A 20,327-nucleotide genomic window follows, 5' to 3' on the forward strand; every position below is an offset into this window, starting at 1 on the left:
AGAGCTTGAATCACATCAGATCGATTTTCCAAACAGGCTCTTAATAGATCGAAGAGCCCTGCGAATGCCTCAGTTCCATGAAATAATAACCGCTCATAACGGAATCTTGGTTGCAGACAAGGCTTCTGGTGAATTGGGGAATACAAGTCTCACATTCACAGAAATTTCCCAAGATTTATCAAAAATTATATCTATTACAATCAATTCTGCCCCCGATCTTGTATTTTTAGTTGGCCAACTCGAATCAACCTACTTTCGCATTGCTCTTTCTGATCTATCGAGCCAGGCAATTCCGTTACGAGTGAAAAAACTCAGCCATGATGAGTGCGCTCTATACCATCCGATTCAACAGACATGCATTTCTGCCATAGCATGCGACCCCAATTCCGGATTTGGTCGTATTGAAGGAAATCGGCGCGAAATATTTGGGTGGGAGCTTTTCAGGCTGGAAAATATCCCGTCTGAAAATATTTCACTCAGACTGCAGCTGATCGGTTCACGTCTTGAAAAAATATTCAGCCAGCCTCTAACCGAAGAAATTATAGTTTCTTCTGTCCTATCCAGATATGCGGCGGGCACTCCGGAAGTTCTAGATGCAACATTACCGTTCCTTGCTACAGAGACGATAGAAAGTCTGGCAACTCGCATTTTTAATGAGGAAGCGCTTTACCTGTCCTTGAAAGACCAGCTTCCCGAGGATATCTGGTGTCAGGAAGGAATTCCTGCGCTTCGAGGCTGGCTGAGCGCGCGACAGGAAAATCCATCCCTCGCCCCAGCCACCCAGTATGTCTGTCCAGAGAATTATACCGCTCTGGCCTATTCGGGTCAGCAAGGCGATCTCGGAAGTTTCATGCATGCATGCGTTCATAGTCTGCGCCGTGCCGTCAAACCATCCCGAAAGACGGCCATACTGGCCTGCGTAAGAAACGAGGGTATCTATCTCCTTGAATGGATTGCTTATCATCGTTCAATCGGCGTGGAATGGTTCTTCCTTTACAGCAACGATAATGATGACAGTTCCGATAGGCTTCTGGCAGCGCTCTCCGAACAGGGGATCATCACATGGATCAGAAATGACCTCTCCCGCGGAACACCTGCCCAACAAAAAGCTTATGGGCATGCTCTCGGCATCATGCCAGACATTCTGAACTTCGCGTGGGTCACGGTTATAGATGCTGATGAGTTCATCGCTCTGGACCCAACCCTGTACAAATCTCTTCCGGACTATCTGAAATGGACGGAAACCCGGGCCGTGGACTCCATTTCATTCAACTGGAAGTTTATGGCTTCCGAGCCGCTTACCGATGAAACAGCCTATCGTCTTCCCTTGACGGAACGTAATCGTTCTTTTGTCCGTGATGATGTCATTGGCGCTGGTATCCATCTGGTCAAATCCATGTTCCGACCAGCTCATGCCTTGCAGTCTGCGGCTCATCACCCGACGTCTTCACCGCGCTATGCTTTGACGATGTGCTTGTCTGACGCGTCTTCACATCTCTGGGTTTCTCCGCCGGGAGGTCTGCCTGCTGGGCCCGGCTTTGCTGATCGGACAGTTTTCGCAGGCATTGGAATTTATCATTATTTCTACAAATCGCCTGAAGAATGGATGTGGAAGTCATCACGTAACCGAGGCGACAATCCCTCACAGAGTGGTATCGATCTCAGAAATTTTGTTGATTCCTGGATTGGTAATTTTATGTCCCAGGTTGAAGGGAACTGGCGCACGGATCAGGAAGAAAAATGGCTGTCCGGGCGTCATAACGACATGCATCGCGAACTTTCCTACCTCTTGAGTCTTCCTAATATAAACGACGCACAGAACGCTGTTTACGAAACATATGAGCACAGATGCCAACTCATTCGTAAGCAAATTCAGTCCGAGAACATCCGGGATCGACTGTCCGATAGAACCATAAAATTTATTGATTTTCTTGGAATAGAATAAAAAATTACCCAATAACCGGAAGAAATAATAAAAATTTTTTCCGGTTATTTATAAATATTACTCAAATTAATTGTTGAAATTATTAAGGGCTTATCAAGTTCACCCTTGACGCGAACGCGGGGATTTTATAAAATATATAAGGTTTGCGAAATATTCGCCAACAAAAAAATCTCAAAATAATAATCTTTTCATTCCTTTTGCAGGTCATGGAAATGTTTTTTTTTCGTTGCAAATTTATATTTTGTGCATTGTTGCTGCTTACTGATTCTGCGCTTTGTGCGCCTATTCCTCAGACATATCGTGATACCGACGGGCAATATCATGCGTTCGCCCTAGCTTCCACTCTCGATGAGAGTGGGAATCCAAGAGTCCGCGCCTACAAGGATAACAATGGGCAATGGCGGCAGACAGTTCCCATTGTTTCGGTCTGCTCGGTTGAAACAAATGGAACCCCTCATCTGTGCACAGATCTGTCTGCAGAGAACGTCGGCAAGCCGAATGGTATTGCCGGACTGGATTCGAAAGCCAATCTCACCAACAACCTCGCAGGTTCAATCAATGGAACCAGTGTGGAAAACCTTGTAAATGCCGGAAACATTATTGCTCCGATCAAGACTTCGAGCCTTGATGTCGATCTAACTGCAGGCCAAGGTTCCCAACCACTGATCAATGCTGGCCGCTTTCCTGTCGTAACAGGCGTTGCCAACAGCGCTGACCCTTTCCAGTCTCCTGATGCACTGCAAATCGGCGGCTTGCCGACAAAAGGGTGGAATACCAAGACCGGTTTGGCAAATAATGAAATAGCTCGCCCGGGATCTCTGGTTATTGCCGGTCAGCCTTGGGGGCCTTTCAACGCAGGCACACTTGAGAGCCTTCTTTTTACCCAGAATATTGATGCCCAGAACGGTATATGCACTCTTGATTGGCGACAGGGGGCTGGACATATCTGCGTGGGCGATGGCGTGGGTCAATATATCGGGGTTATCAATGCGCCTGCTTTTATGGTCCCACCCGTGTCAAAATTCACTGCCACAAGCGTTGTGCTCAAAACGCCTTTAACGGCGGAACAAATCACACAGCTTCGCATTGGTATGTATATTAACACTAACATCATCAACAACACGCGGGCACCTTATACCCATTCGGATACGTGGGGCGGATCGCAGACACCTCAATCCAACTTCTATCTAGGCGTTATTTCCGGATGGAGCGCCGATGGCACAACTATTAACGTATCAGCATGGGATATTCCTCAAGCTTCGGATCACCCTTCCGGCCAGTTTCCAGGTCAGCAGACGGGCGATACTATTGATACATTCTTTTCAAACTATGGGTATCCCGTGGTCTTCATTGGTAATCCCAACAACGGAAGCGCACGCAATGAGTACCTGGCGTACGATGGTTCCCGCGCAGGTGACGATCCGACAGGGAAAACAACTGCTGTCACCGGTGGCACGGCAACAGCGCACGCACTGACAGCGGACGAAATTGACCTGCGGTACTGGGCTACCCGCAAGAATGAGGTTCATCTGGATGGAATCACAGTTTCTGTTGCCGGCTCCTTCGGAACGCCCATGGGCCGTGAAGCCCTGACACAAGACAGTTTTGCCATGGCCCTGAGCGGTGACATTCACAACCTGCTCAAACTGGATGGTCCGACCGATGGAAATGCGATCATTGGTCATTCCTTTTATGTCGGCGGCGGAAAAGGGTCAGACTCTGCAAGCAAGCTTTATGAAATGTCCGATATTGGAGCCTTCCCAGATAGTCAGGGCAGTTCCCTGATGCGCCTGACCACGTTCATGACCAAGGAAACCGATACTGTCGGTCCAGGCGGGAACGCCATGCATGTTGGAATTATCAATGGCGGTTCTCCGGGCGACGGGATGCCATCCGGGCTGGCTGCGTGGGGGCAGGTTGTTTTCAATCAGGGCGGAACAAATAATGGCGGCGTTTCACTCTGCGGTGGATCGGGAGGCAACACCGGATCTGACTCCAGCTGCGGAATCCAAGTAGATTACAACGGAACTGTACGCCTTGGGCCACAAGTGAACGCTCAAGGTCCGATTACGATGATGAACGGCCAGCGCATGACTTTTGCACCAGCGGACAAAAACGGCTGGTCTTACTGGTATGCGCCATCCGGCGTGGGGGGTCTTACCTTATCTGCCAAAACCTATCAGGGCGGCGATGCTAGTCTGACCGCCTATAATGGTACGTTTACAGGTTCTGTTACAGCAAGGCGCTACCAGGAAACCCTGTCCTCCCCGGCATCCTCGTCGGCCTGCAAAGTAGGAGAATTCACAGATGATGCAGACTACCATTATGTCTGTGTTGCCGAGAACACTTGGAAACGTGTAGCCCTAAGCAGTTACTGAGAGCTTCATTCAGAAGCGCCGGTAAACAAAATTCTTTGCTTCCGTGTGCTCGACAGCCTCTTCCACAATGTGATGGAACGGAGACCGGCCGCATACCGGGTCCATATTAGCTGCATCTCCCGTCAGTGCCAGAGCCTGACAACGGCATCCGCCCCAGTCGATTTCCCGGCGGTCGCAGGAGCGACAGGCTTCCGGCATCCACTCTGTTCCACGAAACATATTGAACAGGCGGGAGTTGTTCCAGATTTCCGCCAGAGACTCATCCCGGACATTCGGAAACGTCATGTTCGGGATGATTTCTGCCGCATGACACGGTAGAACGCGGCCAGATGGCGAGATATTCACGAACCTCTGCCCCCAACCGCCCATGCAGGGTTTGGGTCTGTCTGCGTGATAATCAGGCGTCACATAGTCGATAGCCAAGCCGCCTTTAGCACGTTCAGCTTCAACGGCCCGGGTAGATTCTTCAAGCTGCTCCCGGCTTGGTAGAAGAACATCCCGGTTCTTCAGTCCCCAACCGTAATACTGGGTATGAGCGATCTCCACGCGGCCCGCTTTCAGTTCGCGGGCAAGTTCAAACATTTGCGGAATCCGCGCGACATTTTCCCTGTGAACAACGAAATTCAGCGTCATGGGAATCCCGGATGCCTGAATGAGCCGAGCGGCCTTCAGCTTGCGCTCCTGTGCGCCTTTCAGGCCACCAATGCGCTCAGCGCCCTCTTCCGTGACATCCTGAAATGAGAGCTGGATATGATCCAGACCAGCCTTATCCAGCGCTTCCAGTTTGTTGGCATCCAGCAGAACACCGGATGTGATAAGATTGGTGTAAAGGTTCAGCTTCCGCGCCAACGTAACCAGTTCGACCAGATCAGGCCGCGCCATAGGCTCGCCACCGGAGAAATGAACCTGCAAAACGCCCATCTCCGCAGCCTGTTCCAACACCCGACGCCAGCCCGCCGTATCCAGTTCCGCCGCCTTGCGCTCCAAATCCAGTGGATTAGAGCAATAGGGGCACGCAAGCGGACAACGATGTGTCAGTTCAGCCAGAAGGCTCATCGGAGGCTGGGGCAGGGTCATGCGCGAAGAACGCCCTTTTCCGTCAGATCAGAAAGAAGCGCGAGAACATCCGCGGAGATGACCTCACGCGGGGCGGAGAACTGTTCTGTCAGCGTCTCAATGACACTGCCAACAGTCCGTTCCCCGTCCACGAGACCCAGGATATGTGGGGCGGCACCTTCAATAATAAAAGCCTTTTCGGGAGCTTGGACGAGCCAGAGATCCCGGACGCGGTCCTGTTGAAGGCGATGACCGCGGGCAAAAGACAGCACGGTATCTTCCGTCACACTCATGGGACAAAAGCGCCTGGGGGGATATGGTCTTCCACATACGCATAATCCAGCGCATCCAGCATGGACCATAGAACGGAGCACTTGAACTCCAAAGCCCCCAGAACTTCCCGCTGCTGTTCCGGTGTCCGGGCATTCTCACGCACATAAGCCAGTGCAAAATCGGAATCTCGAGGAGCCTGGGTGAGGCGTGGCGTAAAATAGGCCAGCGTTTCTTCGGAAATGAAGTCGTAGTGACGCAGCATGCCGGAAACACGTTCGCTGATGATCGTCGGAGAAAACAGCTCGGTCAGTGATGAGGCAATAGCGGCCAGGATGGACTGATCCCGCACAAAGTTCACATACGCATCCACAGCGAAGCGCGTCGCTGGCAGCAAGCCGTCCGTGCTCTCTACATAGTCCCGATCAAGGCCCAGACCGTCCGTAAGCACGAGCCACCGGGCAACACCGCCTGTTCCGGGCTCTGTGCCATCATGATCTTCGATACGCCGGCGCCATTCGCGACGCAGCTCGGCGGTGGGCAGGCGAGCAAGGAGCGTTGCATCCTTGGCAGGGATCTTGGCCTGATAATAGTAGCGGTTCAGTGCCCAGGCCTGAACCTGCTGCTTCGTCAGCAGACCATCGTGCAGCTTGCGATGGAACGGATGACGATTGTGGTAGCGCTCGGCACCAATATGGCGGAGGAGGCCTTCGAGCTGATCGGGGGTCAGGAGGGTCATGGTGTTTCCAGTCTGAAAGTCATGCCGTCTTCGGACACGGTCCACCCCGCGTTCTCGACGTCTTTGCGTTCCGGACTGTCTTCCATCAGAACCGGGTTCGAGTTGTTGATGTGAAGCAAGACTTTACGCGGTTTTGAACAGGACGCGAAACACTCGACAGGGCCGCCGTTGTCCCGCACCGAAACATGTCCCATCCGCTGACCCGTTTTTGGGCTCAGGCCAGCACGGATCATTTCATCGTCGCGCCAGAGTGTTCCATCGAAAAATAGCAGATCTGCCTGGGAGACACGTTCGATGATGTCTGCTGTGATATGGGCACAGCCCGGAATAAACAGGGCTGTCTGCATCCCATCCGTGATCGAGACACCCAGCGTTTCATCAGGGCGCGAACCTTCAGCTTCGGCGTAGAGCGGTGCTTTCCCTGGCACAGCAAAGGCCGTGAGTGTCAGGCCGGAAGGAGTGCCGTCTTTCAACTTCAAGACTGTCGGTGTGTCCAGCATCAGAGCCACACGCGGGACAATCGCTGGATCAAGCGCGCCGAAAATGGGGTTGGCAGCCAGTTGGTCCAACGTGGACTCACTTCCCATCAAGGTAAAAGGCTCACGTTCACGCAGGGTCAGCAAGCCCGTAATGGCGTCGATTTCGCCACAGGTCAGGATAACACTCTGGATTGGTGTTCCACGTAGACTGCCTTTTTGGTGAAGGGCTGGCGTCTCGATGATCTGCTGTCGCAGGTCCGGGGAAGCGTTGAGAACAAACCAGTGTTCTCCATCGGCACTCACGGCAATGGAGGCCTGAGTGCGAGGGCGTGCGCCCTGTCGCGTGCGAGCGGCGACACATCCGGGCGCTGCGGAGTTCCATTGAGGGAACCCACCGCCGGCCGCGGAGCCGAGCACGATGACATCAATCATTTTTCAGAAAACCGTCTGGTAGCATCAACAGAAAAACGGCCGCCCCTATGGGAGGCGGCCGTCATTTTTCCCGAGAAGGGAAAAGATGATTACTTCTTCTCGCCGCAGACGTACGAGTTGATTTCTGCGCCCAGCGGAATTTCGGTAACTTTCGGCGTGTTCCAAGCCATGGCTGGTCTCCTAGCTGCAGGTTCGCCAGCAGGGCAGACCCCTACCAGCTCTGATCATTATTTAGTGACCTGTTCCTACTGGAGTTCAAGAGGGTTTTTGGGCAGAACACGCAACTGTGTCCTTTGTCAGGTCTTCTCACCTGAACATCATCTCCTCCGATTCAGGCACCAAACATGTCCGGCCTTTCGACTGAGCCTTCCGCGTTTTCCAGCCAGAAAGGCTCTCTTCCGCCGGAAGAGGACCGTTCCTGCCCGATCTCTGATCTTTCAAAGGAAGAAGAGGATCTCCCAGATCCCACGCTGGATCGTAACATATTGCGTCAACATCTGAACGTGCGGGATATCTGCGTTCTGATCCTGACGATTCTGGCCGTCTTCTATTCCCTTTATTTCACGGCACCCATTCTTCTGCCTTTTGTCTTCGCGCTGGTGGTCAATCTCATGATGATTGCCCCGATGCGATTCCTGCGACAGAAGCTGCGCTTTCCCAAGCATCTGGCCGCCCTACTTCTGATCATCGCCATGTTTGGCGTGGTGGGCGGTATTGCCACAACGATCTCTGTCCCGGCAGCCGGCTGGATCTCCCGTGCCCCCCAGACCCTTCCGGCACTTCAGAGCAAACTGGCCGTTCTACGTGGTCCCATCGAAATGATGCAGCGGGACTATCAACGGCTTTCAGGGATGTTTGGCGGGTACCGGCCATCCGGTTCCCATGCTGTATCCGCGCCTATTGGGGGTGAGAGCGCTCTGAGCAAGCTGGGCACTTCCGTTCTTGCCGGAACCAGAGAAGTCGCTGGAGGGTTTTTCTCCATGCTCCTGATGCTGTTCTTCCTCATGACGGAAGGGGACACACTGCTCCGACGCATTGTGGAAATCATGCCGACCTTCCGGAAGAAACGGCGGCTGGTCCAGATCACGACCCAGATCGAGCGGAACGTGTCGCTTTATCTGGCCACCATCACCATGATGAATTTCCTGGTCGGTCTGGCCAACATGATCCAGTGCTGGGCAACGGGTATGCCAAACCCGCTGCTCTGGGGTGTTCTGGCCTTTCTGCTCAACTATATCCCGATCATCGGCCCCCTTACCGGCGTCGTGGTGTATTTTGTCGTAGGACTCTTCACCTTTCCCTCCCTGCTCTACGCATTGGTACCTCCCTCCATCTATCTGTTGATTCATGTACTGGAGGGTGAGACTATTACGCCTATGCTTCTGGCCAGGCGCTTCACACTCAATCCCGTTTTCGTCATGGGGTCACTGCTGTTCTGGGACTGGATGTGGGGCATTTCCGGTGCGTTTCTGTCTGTCCCTATGCTCGCGGTCTTCAAGATCGTCTGCGACCACATCGAGGTTCTGGCGCCACTGGGACATATTCTGGGTGGATCCCGCAGAAGGTCGCTCAGCAGCGCCATCACGGCCCAGCTTCAGTCCGAGCCCTGATAAAGCGCATTTGAGGAACATCTGGTCAGGCAGGGGGTTTTCGGGGTAGAGGCTGCGGCATTGTCCGGCACAGGAACCATCTCAAGGAGACCTCCATGACCCAACAGTCCCGACGCGGCGTCTGTCTGGTGATCTCAGCCCCCTCCGGTGCGGGCAAGTCCACGATCGCCAATGCCCTGCGTGCTTCGGAGCCCTCCCTCAAGCACTCCGTCTCTGTGACGACGCGTAGTCCCCGGCCCGGCGAAGTAGAAGGTGTTCATTACCATTTCCGCAATATCGATGCCTTCCGCGCGATGGCGGAGGCAGGAGAACTTCTTGAATGGGCAGAAGTGTTCGGTCGTGGCTACGGAACACCTCGGTCCCCCGTGGAGAAAGCTCTGGACGCCGGTCATGACATGGTCTTCGACATTGACTGGCAGGGACACCGGCAGTTACGCGCTGCCCTCCCTGAAGATGTTGTGAGTCTGTTTGTGCTGCCCCCTTCTCTGGAAGAACTGGAACGCCGGCTCCACAAGCGTGCCTCCGATGATCCAACGGAAATCGAGAAGCGCATGAACGCTGCGCTCAATGAGATTTCCCACTGGGCAGAATTCGATCATACAATCATCAACTCGGATCTTGATACCGCCATCTCTCAGGCACGCTCAGTGTTGACGGCAGCACGCCTCACCACCCGGCGCCAACGGAACCTCGTGAATATCGTTGCGGGATTCAACCCACCCCGCTGATCCGCCATATTTTTCAGATATACTCTCAACAGGGCTGCCATCATTCGACGGGAGCCCTGTTTTGACCTCGATCCTCAGAATGACAAAATATTTCTAATACATAATTACTATGGCAGACCGTAACGGTTTCGTTATGACTATCTGGAACAGCACCGTGCTGCATCAAATATTCTTCCGGGAGTCGCCAGTATGTTATCAAGACGTCTCTTTTTTCTTGCAACAACGTCCCTACTGGCGTCTTCCGTAGAAACACAGGCTCTTGCTGCAACAGATCCTACTGTTACAGGGGCAGCCGTTCACGCTGCCCCTCACCGAACAACCAGCAAGACAGCGGCCGCCACAAAACAGCAGGTTGTTCGTCACCGTGCCGCCCCGGCTGGTGGGAATGAGACCATGATTGTGACTGGCACTCACGCCAGCAACAAACATGCACGCGAAAGTACAAGCCCCGTCACCGTCGTCACGGCCGCAACTCTTCGCCGTTCCGGACAGATGAATCTGGCCGACGCCCTGACCCGGACCTATGCCTCCATCAACGTTTCAGCAAAAGGCAGCGATACGGCTGCCCTTACGTCTTCCATCCGGATGCGCGGCCTGAACCCGAACCAGGTACTGATCCTGATTGACGGCAAGCGTCGGCATGTCACGGCCAATATCGTACAGAACGCTGGCCCCCAGTTTGGTTCGACTCCCGTGGATCTGAACATGATCCCGGCCAACATGATCGACCATATCGAAGTTCTCGAAGACGGCGCTGCGGCCATGTATGGTTCGGATGCGATTGCGGGCGTGGTGAACATTATCACCAAGAAGCAGGATCACGGCCTGAACATGTCCGCCCAGACGGGTGCGAATGCCTATAACGGTGATGGCTGGCAGTATCAGCTCAACGCGGATGGCGGTTTCAAACTGGGCCATGACGGCTTCATGCACATCAGCGGGCAAGTCTATCACACGGACCATTTCGTTGCGGGAGCAAAAGATCACCGCCTTCTTGGATACTGGCCCACGGGCGCCAATACCAATGGCTATTATAACGGGGTTGTGGCTAACGCGCGAAATGTCCCCAAAGATTCTAATAAAATCATGAGCACGCCCGAAGAGACGCGTGAAAACCTGGGCATTGATTTTGGCAAACCCATTACGGAGAAAATCGATTTCTATGGGCAGGTCACCTACGCCCACCGTCATGCCGAAGCAATCCAGAATTATCGCGTCCCAAGCATTGCGCCAACGCTCTATCCCTCCGGCTTCTCGCCGCTCGAAGTCATTGATGAAGACGATTACGCTGGAGAACTCGGCCTCAAGGGCCACGACTTCTATGGCTTCGACTGGGATCTGAGCACGGTTTATGGTGCAGATCAGGACAAGATTTCCAACAAGAATACCGCCAATACCGGCTTGTTGGGATCCACCTGCAACAATGGCAACGTAGCCAATTACTCCTCCATTGGCTGCGGCTGGTCTCCCACAACAGTTCGAGCTCTGAACTACCGAAACGCCCAATGGACCAACAATCTGGATTTCCGACGCAAGATCAACATTTTCAATACTGTCCCAATGGTCCTTGCTTTTGGCGGCGAACATCGTCTGGAAATGTATGACATCGTTGCGGGTGAGCCAGCTTCCTATGAAGTTGGCGGCACACAGGGCTATGCTGGCCTGCGCCCGCAAAATGCAGGCTCGTGGAGCCGAAACATCTGGGCCGCCTATATTGATGGCGACTTCCATCCCTTGAAGCATTGGGACCTCGATTTCGCCGGTCGTTTTGAACATTATACCGATGTGGGTAATGCACAGAACGGCAAGGTCTCAACCCGTTATGACGCCACACCGTGGCTGGCTTTCCGCGGCACGATCAGTACCGGTTTCCGGGCACCAACCCTTGCTGAACAGCATTACAGCACCATGAGTGTTGGTCCGACCAGCGCGAGCGGTCTGCTTCCTGTCAGTTCCAGCGCTGCAAGCATTCTTGGTGCCAGCCCACTCAAGCCAGAATATTCGATCAGTTCCAGCGGCGGCGTTGTTGTGGAACCCGTAAAAGGCTTCCATGTGGAAGCCGACGTGTACCAGATCAATCTGCGCAACCGAATCTCGCAGGGGGGAACCACAAAGGGCCAGGCCGCTGTCGATGCCATTCAAGCAATGGGTTATGCACTCCCAGTCAATTCGTTTGATATTAGCAATGTTTCCGCATATTATTTCGCAAACGTAGCAAGCACCCGAACACAGGGTTTGGATATTAAAGCGGATTACACGTTCCACCTGCATCGCTATGGCAACCTTGCACTCAGCATGGCACTGGATTTGAACCGTACCCGGATGCACCATGTCGCATCCGATACAAATGGGAATCCCTTGCTGAATGCACAGACAATTGGCTACCTGACCACAGGCTATCCACGCAGCAAGATCATTCTCAACGCGTATTATACAATCGGGAAATGGGATCTGAACGTCCGGCAGACACGTTATGGAGAAACCACCTCCATGATGACCTATCAGGATTGGACACCAACATCCGCTACCTGCGCGGCCGCAGGCGGCGCAGCCCTGCGTTACTCCAATACCTGCTTTGGCCAGTTCAAGAACACACCACGCTGGCTGACGGATCTTGAAGTTGGCTATCGCTTCAATGAACACTGGCATGTTGCTGTTGGTGGCAACAACGTCTTCAACATCCGCCCGCGCAAACTACCCGAAGAGCTGAGCTCCTACGGGGCCGCCGTCTATGACTCCAACTCGGCACAGGTGCCGATCAACGGCGGCTATTACTACGGCCGTATCAACGCGACGTTCTAAACCCTGACAGGGCTGATGAGGCGAATATCCTCATCAGCCTTTTTTATTACTTGGTCGTATAACCACCATTCACAAGAATGGTCTGACCTGTCATCCACCATCCGTCAGACACAAGCATCCGCACGAATGGAACGATGTCTTCAATATCAGTCAAACCCGTTTTGCTGAGCGCAGACAATGCCGCAGCCGTCTTGTGATACGCCACGGCATCCGCACTTTCCTGTCCATAAAAGAAAGGCGTATCCATCGGGCCCGGGCCAATAGCATTCACAGAAATACCATGTGCTCCATATTCCTTAGAAGCTGCACGGGTGAAATGCTCAACCGCCGCCTTGCTTCCCGCGTAAGTGGAATAAAACGGCGTGTAGGCTCCAAGAAGAGATGTTACCAGCGTCAGAAGCTTACCGTTGTCTTTCAGATGCACGCCCGCCTCCTTGATGAAGAAGAATGCAGACTTCGTATTCACGTCGAACATCTCATCAAATTCATCTTCAGACGTCTCGGCAATTGGCTTCTTCAGCACTTTTCCAACGGTATTGATTGCAATGTCCGGCTGGCCAATCGCCGCCACGGTCTCTCTGAACAGATCGGCGTTTCCGGCTGCCGTTCTCAGATCCTTCTGGAACGCTACGGCCTCAACACCAGTCTGCCTCAGTGCGGCGAGGGTTTCATCCGCAGCGGCTTTCGTTTCTGCGCTATTGTAGTGAATGGCCATTGCACGAACACCTTGCGCAGCAAGGTCCCGGGCAATGAGGCCACCAAGATTCTTGGCTCCACCGGCAACAAGAACCGTTTTCCCCTTTAGAGTGTGGTCCACCATGATAGGTCTCCATCTTTCGGAATTGAGACCCACAGGGTACCGTCCTGCAAAACAGGACCAAGACCCTATTCCTGATCACACCTGTCGGGAATTCTGAACAAACTGGTTTCCACTGTTACGAGGTTCTTTTGGATCGGATCGATCTTTTCCGCATTTTCATCAGAGTGGTTGAAACATCCAGCTTCACCCGCACGGCTGACATGCTGAACATGCCGCGATCCACAGTGTCCACAGCCATCCGGGATCTGGAAATCCGGACAGGAACCCGGCTTCTGGCCAGAACGACCCGCGCTGTTTCTCCAACCCAGGATGGCAAAAAACTCTACGAGCACTGCCTGCGCCTTATCGCAGACGTGGAAGACATTGATACCCTGTTTCGCAAAGAGCGCGACGGGCTTGCAGGTATTCTGCGCGTCAATCTTCCAGGGCGGATCGGACGGTTAATCGTTGCACCAGCGCTGCCCGATTTTCTGTCTCGTCACCCCGACCTGTCCATCGAACTTGGCATGACGGACCGTGCTATCAATCTCGTGGAAGAACAGACAGATTGCGTCCTGCGCGTCGGACCACTTCAGGATTCAGGGCTCATCAGTCACAAAATAGGCGAACTCCACCTCCTGAATGTCGCCAGCCCCGATTATCTGGAACGATATGGAGTACCAACAGATCCGCATGACCTGACCAGTCATCACGTCATCACGTCATCACGTCATCACGTCATCACGTCATCACGTCATCCGCTACGCCTCTCCCGTTACGGGACGTGTGGAACCGTGGGAATGGATGGAGAATGGCGAAAGCAGATCCATCCTTCCTCCGGCCTGCGTCACGGTTGATAATGCAGAAGCCCTGATTGCGTGCTGTCTTGCAGGGATGGGGCTGATCCAGATTCCTTCCTATGACGTTCAGCCACATCTCCAGAACGGAGAACTTGTGAGCGTCATGCCGGAATGGTGTGCAGAGCCCCTTCCAATGTCCATTCTCTACCCTCACAGACATCATACAACGAACAGGGTCACAACGTTTGTGAAGTGGCTGGAGCTTCTCCTCAAACGTCATGTGCTTCCGGACTAATTTTTACTCCGCTGTAGAGTCAGAACCCGCTTGGGTAGCCGCCTGAACAGCTGCCGCGAAAGCCGTCGCATTACCCATCGCGTCCGCCATGGTCGTCGGCATCAGGATTGTCGTGCCGCGGTTCTTGTTCATTTCAAAGACGCGATTGATCTGAAGGATCTGGAGCGCGATCGGCGAGGCTTCATACGTTTTGGCCGCAGCGGCCAGTTCTACGGCCACCTGCCGCTCCGCACTTGCCAGCGTCACCCGAGCAGCACGTTCACGTTCGGCCTGTGCCTGTCGGCTCATGGCGTCCTGCAAATTATCAGGCAACTGGACGTCGCGGATTTCCACGGCCTGGACCGTAACGCCCCATTCCCGCGTCTTAACCTCAATCAGATCACGCAATTCATCATCAATGCGTCTGCGGTCTTCCAGCAGAACGGCCAGATCCGAACTGCTGACCACTTCGCGCAGGGTCGTCAGTGCCACCATGGAGACTGAACCTTCATAATCATCCAGCTCAGTAATGGCCCGCAACGGATCATGCACCATCCAGAATACCACCGCGTCCACATCCACGGGTGTCGTATCGCGCGTCAGGGTCTGCCGCGTGTGGACAGGCACTGTTCGGATACGTTGATCCACCACTTCACTGACCTGATCGACAAAAGGAATGATCAGGAACAGACCCGGCCCACGAAGCCCCTGGATTTTACCGGCGCGCAAAACCAGCGCACGCTGCCAGGAATTACACATCTTCAGAGACAGCAGAATGAACGCCCCGACAATCGCGCTGGCGATGACAAATCCGATCTGCCGGGTCGTAACCTGAAGACCTACCCCGATCAGAATACAGAGAACCGCCAGTGCAACTGCCACCCCGTTGAATGGTAACCCGTTGCCTCGGCGGGAGAAGGACGGCGGAAATGTTGGATATTGAATCATGACTGTACCTTTCCGGCGCCCGACACTGGCGCGATAGAGGATGAAGACTCCAGAAGCGTCTTCATCGCCTGAAGAACACGGTCCGGCTCAAGACCCAGAGCATGGCTTCGGGCGATCGTCGAAGCTGCAAGGTCCATGACCTCGCGCTCCTTCACACCCGGATCAGACTGTGGGGGATGGGTGCTGACAAAACTGCCACGCGCCCGGAATGTCTCGATGGCTCCAAGCCGCTCCAGTTCTGCATAAGCACGCTGAACCGTATTGAGATCGACCTGAAGATGGACAGAGAGCGCCCGCATTGTCGGCAACCGGTCTCCGGGCTGGAGCAGCCCGGAACCGATGGCCGTCAGAATACGCTCCCGCATCTGAACACGAAGCGGCAGACCTCCGGTGATCAGAAGGGGCGTGGGAAACAATAATGTTTCTATATTTGCAGACATGCATACAAGATAGTCATCATCACAATCTTTCCGTCAAGAAATTTTGGAAGACCGCCGCTTCGTGATATGCGCTGCTGTTCTCATTTCATTGGCTGCGGACAGCAAGGACAGACGCCTCATGACAGCGCCTCAGACCGGAACGGACACTTCTGACCGAAGCGGCTCTCCGATGATCCTCGCCCTTCCAAAAGGGCGAATTCTCAAGGCGTTGGCCCCTGTTCTGAAACGAACCGGCATCGAGCCGGATGCGGATTGCCTTGAAGAAAGCAGCCGCCGTCTGCGGTTCGGAACATCCTACCCTAATCTGGATGTCGTCCGCGTCCGCTCTTTTGACGTTGCGACTTTCGTGGCTTATGGCGGCGCGCACATTGGCGTCTGTGGGGCTGATGTTCTCATGGAATTCGATTATCCAGACATCTATGCGCCGCTGGATCTCGGTATTGGCGGCTGCCGTATCTCCGTCGCACGCCCCAAGAATGTGACCGAAGATCCGGCCGCATCGCAGTCCCGCCTGCGTGTCGCAACGAAATATCCGACCATTGCCCGCCGTCACTTCGCCTCCCGCGCCATCAATGCCGAAATCGTGCATCTGAACGGTGCCATGGAACTTGCGCCGACACTCGATCTGGCCAGCGTCATCGTGGATCTCGTGGATACCGGTTCCACCCTCCGCGCCAATGGTCTGATGGAGACGGAGACCATTGCGAACGTCACAAGCCGTCTGATCGTCAACCGCGTGGCCCTCAAGACACGCCCGGAAGAGATCGGTCTCCTGATCGAACGGTTCCGGGCCGCCCTGAGCGAGGAAGCAGCAGCGAAATGAAACGTCTCAATACCCTCAATCCCGGTTTTGAAAACGATTTCGCCAGCCTGATGGCTGATCGCAGCAGTGAGGAACGGAGCGTTGCCGAGCCGGTCCGCGCCATTCTGGCAGATGTCCGTACCCGTGGGGACGAGGCGCTGTGTGACTATACGGCCCGTTTTGATCGTCTGACGCTCTCGGCCGACAAACTGCGGATCAGTGCGGAAGAAATCACCCGTGAAGCAGACCGCGTGCCTGCGGATCTGATGGACGCTCTCAAAACGGCTGCCCGCCGCATTGAAGCCTTCCATGCCGCGCAGATGCCAAAAGATCTGGATTTCACGGATGACGAGGGCATCCGCCTTGGTATGCGCTGGACCGCCCTTGATGCCGTTGGTCTGTACGTTCCCGGCGGGAAAGCGGCTTATCCGTCTTCCGTTCTGATGAATGCTTTGCCCGCACGTGTTGCAGGCGTGCAGCGGGTAGCCATGTGCGTGCCGTCCCCTGATGGGGTACTGAATCCACTGGTTCTGGCAGCCGCCCGTCTGTGTGGTGTCGAGGAAATCTATCGCATTGGCGGCGCTCACGCTGTGGGGGCGATGGCCTACGGCACGGAGCGTATTGCTCCGGTTGATCGCATCGTTGGGCCGGGAAACGCCTTCGTGGCCGAAGCCAAGCGTCAGGTGTTCGGACATGTCGGGATCGACAGTATCGCCGGGCCATCAGAGGTCGTGGTGGTCGCGGATGGCAACAATGATCCGCGTCTGGCTGCCATTGACCTGCTTGCACAGGCCGAACACGACGAACAGGCTCAGGCCATCCTCATTACAACTGATGCAGCGTTTGGAGACGCGGTAAACCAGGCAGTTCTGACCGAACTTCAGACGCTGCCCCGCACTGCCATCGCGGCAAAAAGCTGGGCTGATCACGGCGCGATCATCGTTGTGAAAGATCTGGAGGAAGCCGCCCGCATCGTGAACCAGTTGGCCCCTGAGCATCTGGAAGTCCTGCTGGACGAACCCCGCGCCTTTAGTGGGCTCGTGCGTCATGCAGGCGCCATCTTCATGGGACGGTACTGCCCGGAAGCCGTGGGAGACTATGTCGGCGGCCCCAATCACGTTCTGCCCACAAGTCGCACCGCCCGCTTTGCATCCGGTCTGTCTGTGTTCGACTTCATCAAGCGCACGACGACTATTGAGGCCAACGAAGCTGGTCTGAAGAAAATCGGCCCCGCAGGCGTTGCACTTGCACAAGCTGAAGGTCTGGATGCACACGCCCTGAGCCTGAGCCTGCGTCTGGATCAGCTCTGAACCTGAGAGGGTATAGTCTGCCCTGCCCATTGAGGGCAGGCAGACTTTCAGGCCATCAACAGCTCAATGGCGGCGGCCCGCTTGTATCATGTAAACGTCTCCGCATAATCCGCCCCCTGATCGACAGGCATTTTCCACGATCAAGACACAAACCATCCTGTTCGCATTTCTGGTATGAGGAGCTGGATGACAGCCCCAATGCGACATTGATCGCTGGGTCAAAACAAAAGCAGACGTCTTTTCCTTCAAAAATACCCGAAAAGCTGCGTCAAGCTTGACGTTTGGCCCGACAGTCCGCACATAGCGGAACTGGATTTTCAGGCTTCCATCGGAGCCACTGCCCTGTGCAGGCCTTTACCTCGTCTCTGTACCAAGGATTCTCATGTCAAAAGAAGACCTCATCGAGTTCACCGGCACCGTCATGGAACTGCTACCGAACGCCATGTTCCGCGTCACGCTCGACAACGAGCACACCATTCTCGCTCATACGAGTGGTAAGATGCGCAAGAACCGTATTCGTGTTCTGGCCGGTGACCGCGTGAATGTTGAAATGACGCCATACGATCTCTCCAAGGGCCGGATCACCTTCCGCTTCAAGTAAGAGACTGCGGCGCATGGCCCCCTCCCAGCCTTCACTGTCGGACTCTGACAGTCTGAAGCGCCCGGCGCTTGTCCTGGCCTCGGCCTCTCCCCGCCGCCTCGCCCTCCTGGGACAGATCGGTGTCGTGCCAGATGATGTCGTCAGCACGGACGTGGATGAAGAGCCCCGCCCAGGTGAACTGCCCCGTGCGCTGGCGCAGCGTCTGGCCCGCGCAAAGGCGGATCATGCGGCATCGCAGCGTCAGGACGCCGCTCTAGTCATCGGCGCTGATACCGTTGTCGCTGTGGGACGGCGGATTCTTCCCAAGGCAGAAGACGAAAAGACAGCCCGCGCCTGTCTCCGCCTCCTCTCCGGGCGGAACCACAAGGTTCTGACCGCCGTTGCCCTTCGCCCGACTGTGGGCTGGGTTGACGGAGTGGCCAACGAACGTCTGGTGGAGACATCTGTCACGTTTCATCGTCTGACGGACAGCCAGATTGATGCCCTGATCGCTAATGGTGACTGGCAGGGCAAAGCTGGCGGTTACGCCATTCAGGGCGCAGCAGCAGCCCATATCCGACAAATTGGCGGAAGCTACTCTGCCGTGGTCGGGCTTCCCCTGTTTGAGACAGCACAGCTTCTCCGCGGGCAGCCCCGCCGTCAGGGTGGGTGGATCGCGTGATTGAAATCCGCGCCGCCTGTTCCCCGGGCGAGGTACGGATTGCAGTTACGAACCAGGATACGCTTCTCGATGTCGGCCTCTGGCGTCCCGGGCATCCAGATGGCCTCGACGACTGGCACATAGCGCGCGTTCAGACTGTGGCACCGGCTCTGGGTGGGGCATTCGTCACGCTCCATGATGGGGAAAGTGGGTTTCTTTCCTGCCGCGATGCGCTCGTGCAGGGGCAAACTGTTTCTGTCCGCGTCAGTCGCTCAGCGCAGAACGGGAAAGGCCTGCGTTTTCGCAAAGCAGAGCCCCCTCAGGACAGCGACAATACGCCACGCCTCATCGCCCCAGGCCCTACCCCTCTGGAGGAGCTGGCCGACCGGTATCCTGAGGCGCCGCTCCACATTGATGACCCCGGCATCGCAGCACGACTATCTGCGCGACTGCGCCCAAGACTCCAACGATGCCAGCGGGCTTTTGACAGCACTCTGGAGAGCGAGTTCGAGGAACTGGGTTCTGAAACGGCTGACCTGGGCCTGTTGACCGCCAGCTTCTTCCCGACACCAGCGCTGATTGCGATCGACCTCGACAGTAATGCCAACCCGGATTTCAAGGGTAACGTCACCAGTTTCCCCGCGCTGAGCCAGCAGATCCAGCTCAGAAACCTCTCCGGCACGCTGCTTATCGACCCCGCAGGCGTCAAGACGCGCAAAAGACCTGCGCTCGTCAGCTTCCTGCGAGACGCCATGGCGCAGGACCCTCTCAAGCCTCAGGTTCTGGGCGCAACGCCATCCGGCCTGCTGGAAGTCATCCGTCCGCGCAAACGACCACCCTTGCATGAGCTGCTATCCTCCCCACATGGCAGGGCGCTGGCAGCGTTGCGCACCATTTTGCGCGAAGAGCGAAAAGGGCGTGTGCTGACAGCGTCTATCCCTCTCATCCGGGCACTGGAAAGTGACCCGGATGCCCTGAACGATTTCGTATCCCGCCGCGCCGCTCCCCTGGAACTGGTTCTGAACCCGAACGCGGCACCCGAAAGCTGGAGCCTGTCATGAGTGCAACCTGCCCCATCTGTCATCGCCCCACGGAAGCAGCCTTCCGGCCATTCTGCTCCCGCCACTGCGCGGACGTTGATCTAGGCCGCTGGTTCAGTGGCAACTACCGCGTTCCGTCCTTCAGGCAGGACAATGAAGAAGAGCTGGACGATAATCCTGAATCGAAGGGTTGATCCCGAACGAATCATGAGCTACACCCCGTTTCCGCAGCGG

General features: G+C 55.2%; 19 protein-coding genes and 1 pseudogene. 12 read left to right on the forward strand and 8 right to left on the reverse strand.

Translation table 11 applies throughout. The features are described from left to right. A partial coding sequence (locus B7444_RS05320) for a glycosyltransferase family 2 protein (RefSeq protein ID WP_252365374.1) occupies positions 1-1,945 on the forward strand: 1,945 nt, incomplete at its 5' end. Between the two features lie 251 nt (positions 1,946-2,196). After that, positions 2,197-4,323, forward strand: a complete 2,127-nt coding sequence (locus B7444_RS05325) for a hypothetical protein (protein WP_231502832.1) — start codon at positions 2,197-2,199, stop codon at positions 4,321-4,323. A 9-nt stretch (positions 4,324-4,332) separates the two neighbouring features. Here the strand turns inward: B7444_RS05325 and pqqE are convergent, their stop codons facing one another. From pqqE to pqqA, 5 genes are all read right to left on the reverse strand, one after another. Then, on the reverse strand, positions 4,333-5,400 hold the full coding sequence (pqqE, locus tag B7444_RS05330) for a pyrroloquinoline quinone biosynthesis protein PqqE (protein ID WP_007282881.1): 1,068 nt from the start codon (positions 5,398-5,400) through the stop codon (positions 4,333-4,335). Further along, positions 5,397-5,672 carry a pyrroloquinoline quinone biosynthesis peptide chaperone PqqD gene (gene pqqD, locus B7444_RS05335; protein WP_007282882.1) on the reverse strand — a complete coding sequence of 92 codons (276 nt, stop codon included), beginning with the start codon at positions 5,670-5,672 and terminating at the stop codon, positions 5,397-5,399. The genes pqqE and pqqD overlap by 4 nt, the downstream gene beginning before the upstream one ends. Next, entirely contained in the window at positions 5,669-6,388 is a 720-nt protein-coding gene (gene pqqC / locus B7444_RS05340) for a pyrroloquinoline-quinone synthase PqqC (RefSeq protein ID WP_007282883.1), read from the reverse strand. The genes pqqD and pqqC overlap by 4 nt, the downstream gene beginning before the upstream one ends. After that, positions 6,385-7,299 carry a pyrroloquinoline quinone biosynthesis protein PqqB gene (pqqB, locus tag B7444_RS05345; protein WP_007282884.1) on the reverse strand — a complete coding sequence of 305 codons (915 nt, stop codon included), beginning with the start codon at positions 7,297-7,299 and terminating at the stop codon, positions 6,385-6,387. Before pqqB ends, pqqC begins: the two co-directional genes overlap by 4 nt. Before the next feature lie 89 nt (positions 7,300-7,388). Continuing rightward, positions 7,389-7,469, reverse strand: coding sequence for a pyrroloquinoline quinone precursor peptide PqqA (gene pqqA, locus B7444_RS05350; RefSeq protein WP_010502998.1), 81 nt, complete (start codon positions 7,467-7,469; stop codon positions 7,389-7,391). 174 nt (positions 7,470-7,643) lie between these two features. Between pqqA and B7444_RS05355 the strand changes: the two genes are divergently transcribed. From B7444_RS05355 to B7444_RS05365, 3 genes are all read left to right on the forward strand, one after another. After that, on the forward strand, positions 7,644-8,909 hold the full coding sequence (locus B7444_RS05355) for an AI-2E family transporter (protein ID WP_007282885.1): 1,266 nt from the start codon (positions 7,644-7,646) through the stop codon (positions 8,907-8,909). Positions 8,910-9,004: 95 nt separating this feature from the next. Then, positions 9,005-9,637, forward strand: coding sequence for a guanylate kinase (gene gmk, locus B7444_RS05360; RefSeq protein WP_007282887.1), 633 nt, complete (start codon positions 9,005-9,007; stop codon positions 9,635-9,637). Positions 9,638-9,826: 189 nt separating this feature from the next. Beyond that, positions 9,827-12,439, forward strand: coding sequence for a TonB-dependent receptor plug domain-containing protein (locus B7444_RS05365; protein WP_007282888.1), 2,613 nt, complete (start codon positions 9,827-9,829; stop codon positions 12,437-12,439). A 46-nt stretch (positions 12,440-12,485) separates the two neighbouring features. Here the strand turns inward: B7444_RS05365 and B7444_RS05370 are convergent, their stop codons facing one another. After that, the gene (locus B7444_RS05370; protein ID WP_007282889.1) at positions 12,486-13,259 is read right to left on the reverse strand and encodes an SDR family oxidoreductase; all 774 of its coding nucleotides are present in this window, start codon (positions 13,257-13,259) and stop codon (positions 12,486-12,488) included. A gap of 128 nt (positions 13,260-13,387) precedes the next feature. Between B7444_RS05370 and B7444_RS05375 the strand changes: the two are divergent. Continuing rightward, a pseudogene (locus B7444_RS05375) lies at positions 13,388-14,333 on the forward strand (LysR family transcriptional regulator). A gap of 3 nt (positions 14,334-14,336) precedes the next feature. Here B7444_RS05375 and B7444_RS05380 read toward each other — a convergent pair. Both B7444_RS05380 and B7444_RS05385 read right to left on the reverse strand, forming a co-directional pair. Further along, entirely contained in the window at positions 14,337-15,260 is a 924-nt protein-coding gene (locus tag B7444_RS05380) for an SPFH domain-containing protein (RefSeq protein WP_035729495.1), read from the reverse strand. Next, on the reverse strand, positions 15,257-15,700 hold the full coding sequence (locus tag B7444_RS05385; protein ID WP_007282893.1) for a GntR family transcriptional regulator: 444 nt from the start codon (positions 15,698-15,700) through the stop codon (positions 15,257-15,259). The genes B7444_RS05380 and B7444_RS05385 overlap by 4 nt, the downstream gene beginning before the upstream one ends. A 118-nt stretch (positions 15,701-15,818) precedes the next feature. On the opposite strand from B7444_RS05385, the gene hisG reads away from it, so the two are divergent. The 6 genes from hisG to B7444_RS05415 all read left to right on the forward strand — a co-directional run bounded on the left by hisG (position 15,819) and on the right by B7444_RS05415 (position 20,287). Next, entirely contained in the window at positions 15,819-16,523 is a 705-nt protein-coding gene (hisG, locus tag B7444_RS05390; RefSeq protein WP_029495740.1) for an ATP phosphoribosyltransferase, read from the forward strand. Next, positions 16,520-17,812 carry a histidinol dehydrogenase gene (gene hisD / locus B7444_RS05395; RefSeq protein WP_007282895.1) on the forward strand — a complete coding sequence of 431 codons (1,293 nt, stop codon included), beginning with the start codon at positions 16,520-16,522 and terminating at the stop codon, positions 17,810-17,812. The genes hisG and hisD overlap by 4 nt, the downstream gene beginning before the upstream one ends. Positions 17,813-18,194: 382 nt before the next feature. Then, entirely contained in the window at positions 18,195-18,413 is a 219-nt protein-coding gene (infA, locus tag B7444_RS05400; RefSeq protein WP_007282896.1) for a translation initiation factor IF-1, read from the forward strand. Between the two features lie 13 nt (positions 18,414-18,426). Next, on the forward strand, positions 18,427-19,074 hold the full coding sequence (locus B7444_RS05405; RefSeq protein WP_007282897.1) for a Maf family protein: 648 nt from the start codon (positions 18,427-18,429) through the stop codon (positions 19,072-19,074). After that, positions 19,071-20,114, forward strand: coding sequence for a ribonuclease E/G (locus B7444_RS05410; protein WP_007282898.1), 1,044 nt, complete (start codon positions 19,071-19,073; stop codon positions 20,112-20,114). The genes B7444_RS05405 and B7444_RS05410 overlap by 4 nt, the downstream gene beginning before the upstream one ends. Further along, the gene (locus B7444_RS05415; RefSeq protein WP_007282899.1) at positions 20,111-20,287 is read left to right on the forward strand and encodes a DNA gyrase inhibitor YacG; all 177 of its coding nucleotides are present in this window, start codon (positions 20,111-20,113) and stop codon (positions 20,285-20,287) included. The genes B7444_RS05410 and B7444_RS05415 overlap by 4 nt, the downstream gene beginning before the upstream one ends. The last annotated feature ends 40 nt before the right edge of the window (positions 20,288-20,327 follow it).

The sequence above is a fragment of the Gluconobacter thailandicus F149-1 = NBRC 100600 genome (assembly GCF_000964465.1).
GTDB classification, from domain to species: domain Bacteria; phylum Pseudomonadota; class Alphaproteobacteria; order Acetobacterales; family Acetobacteraceae; genus Gluconobacter; species Gluconobacter thailandicus.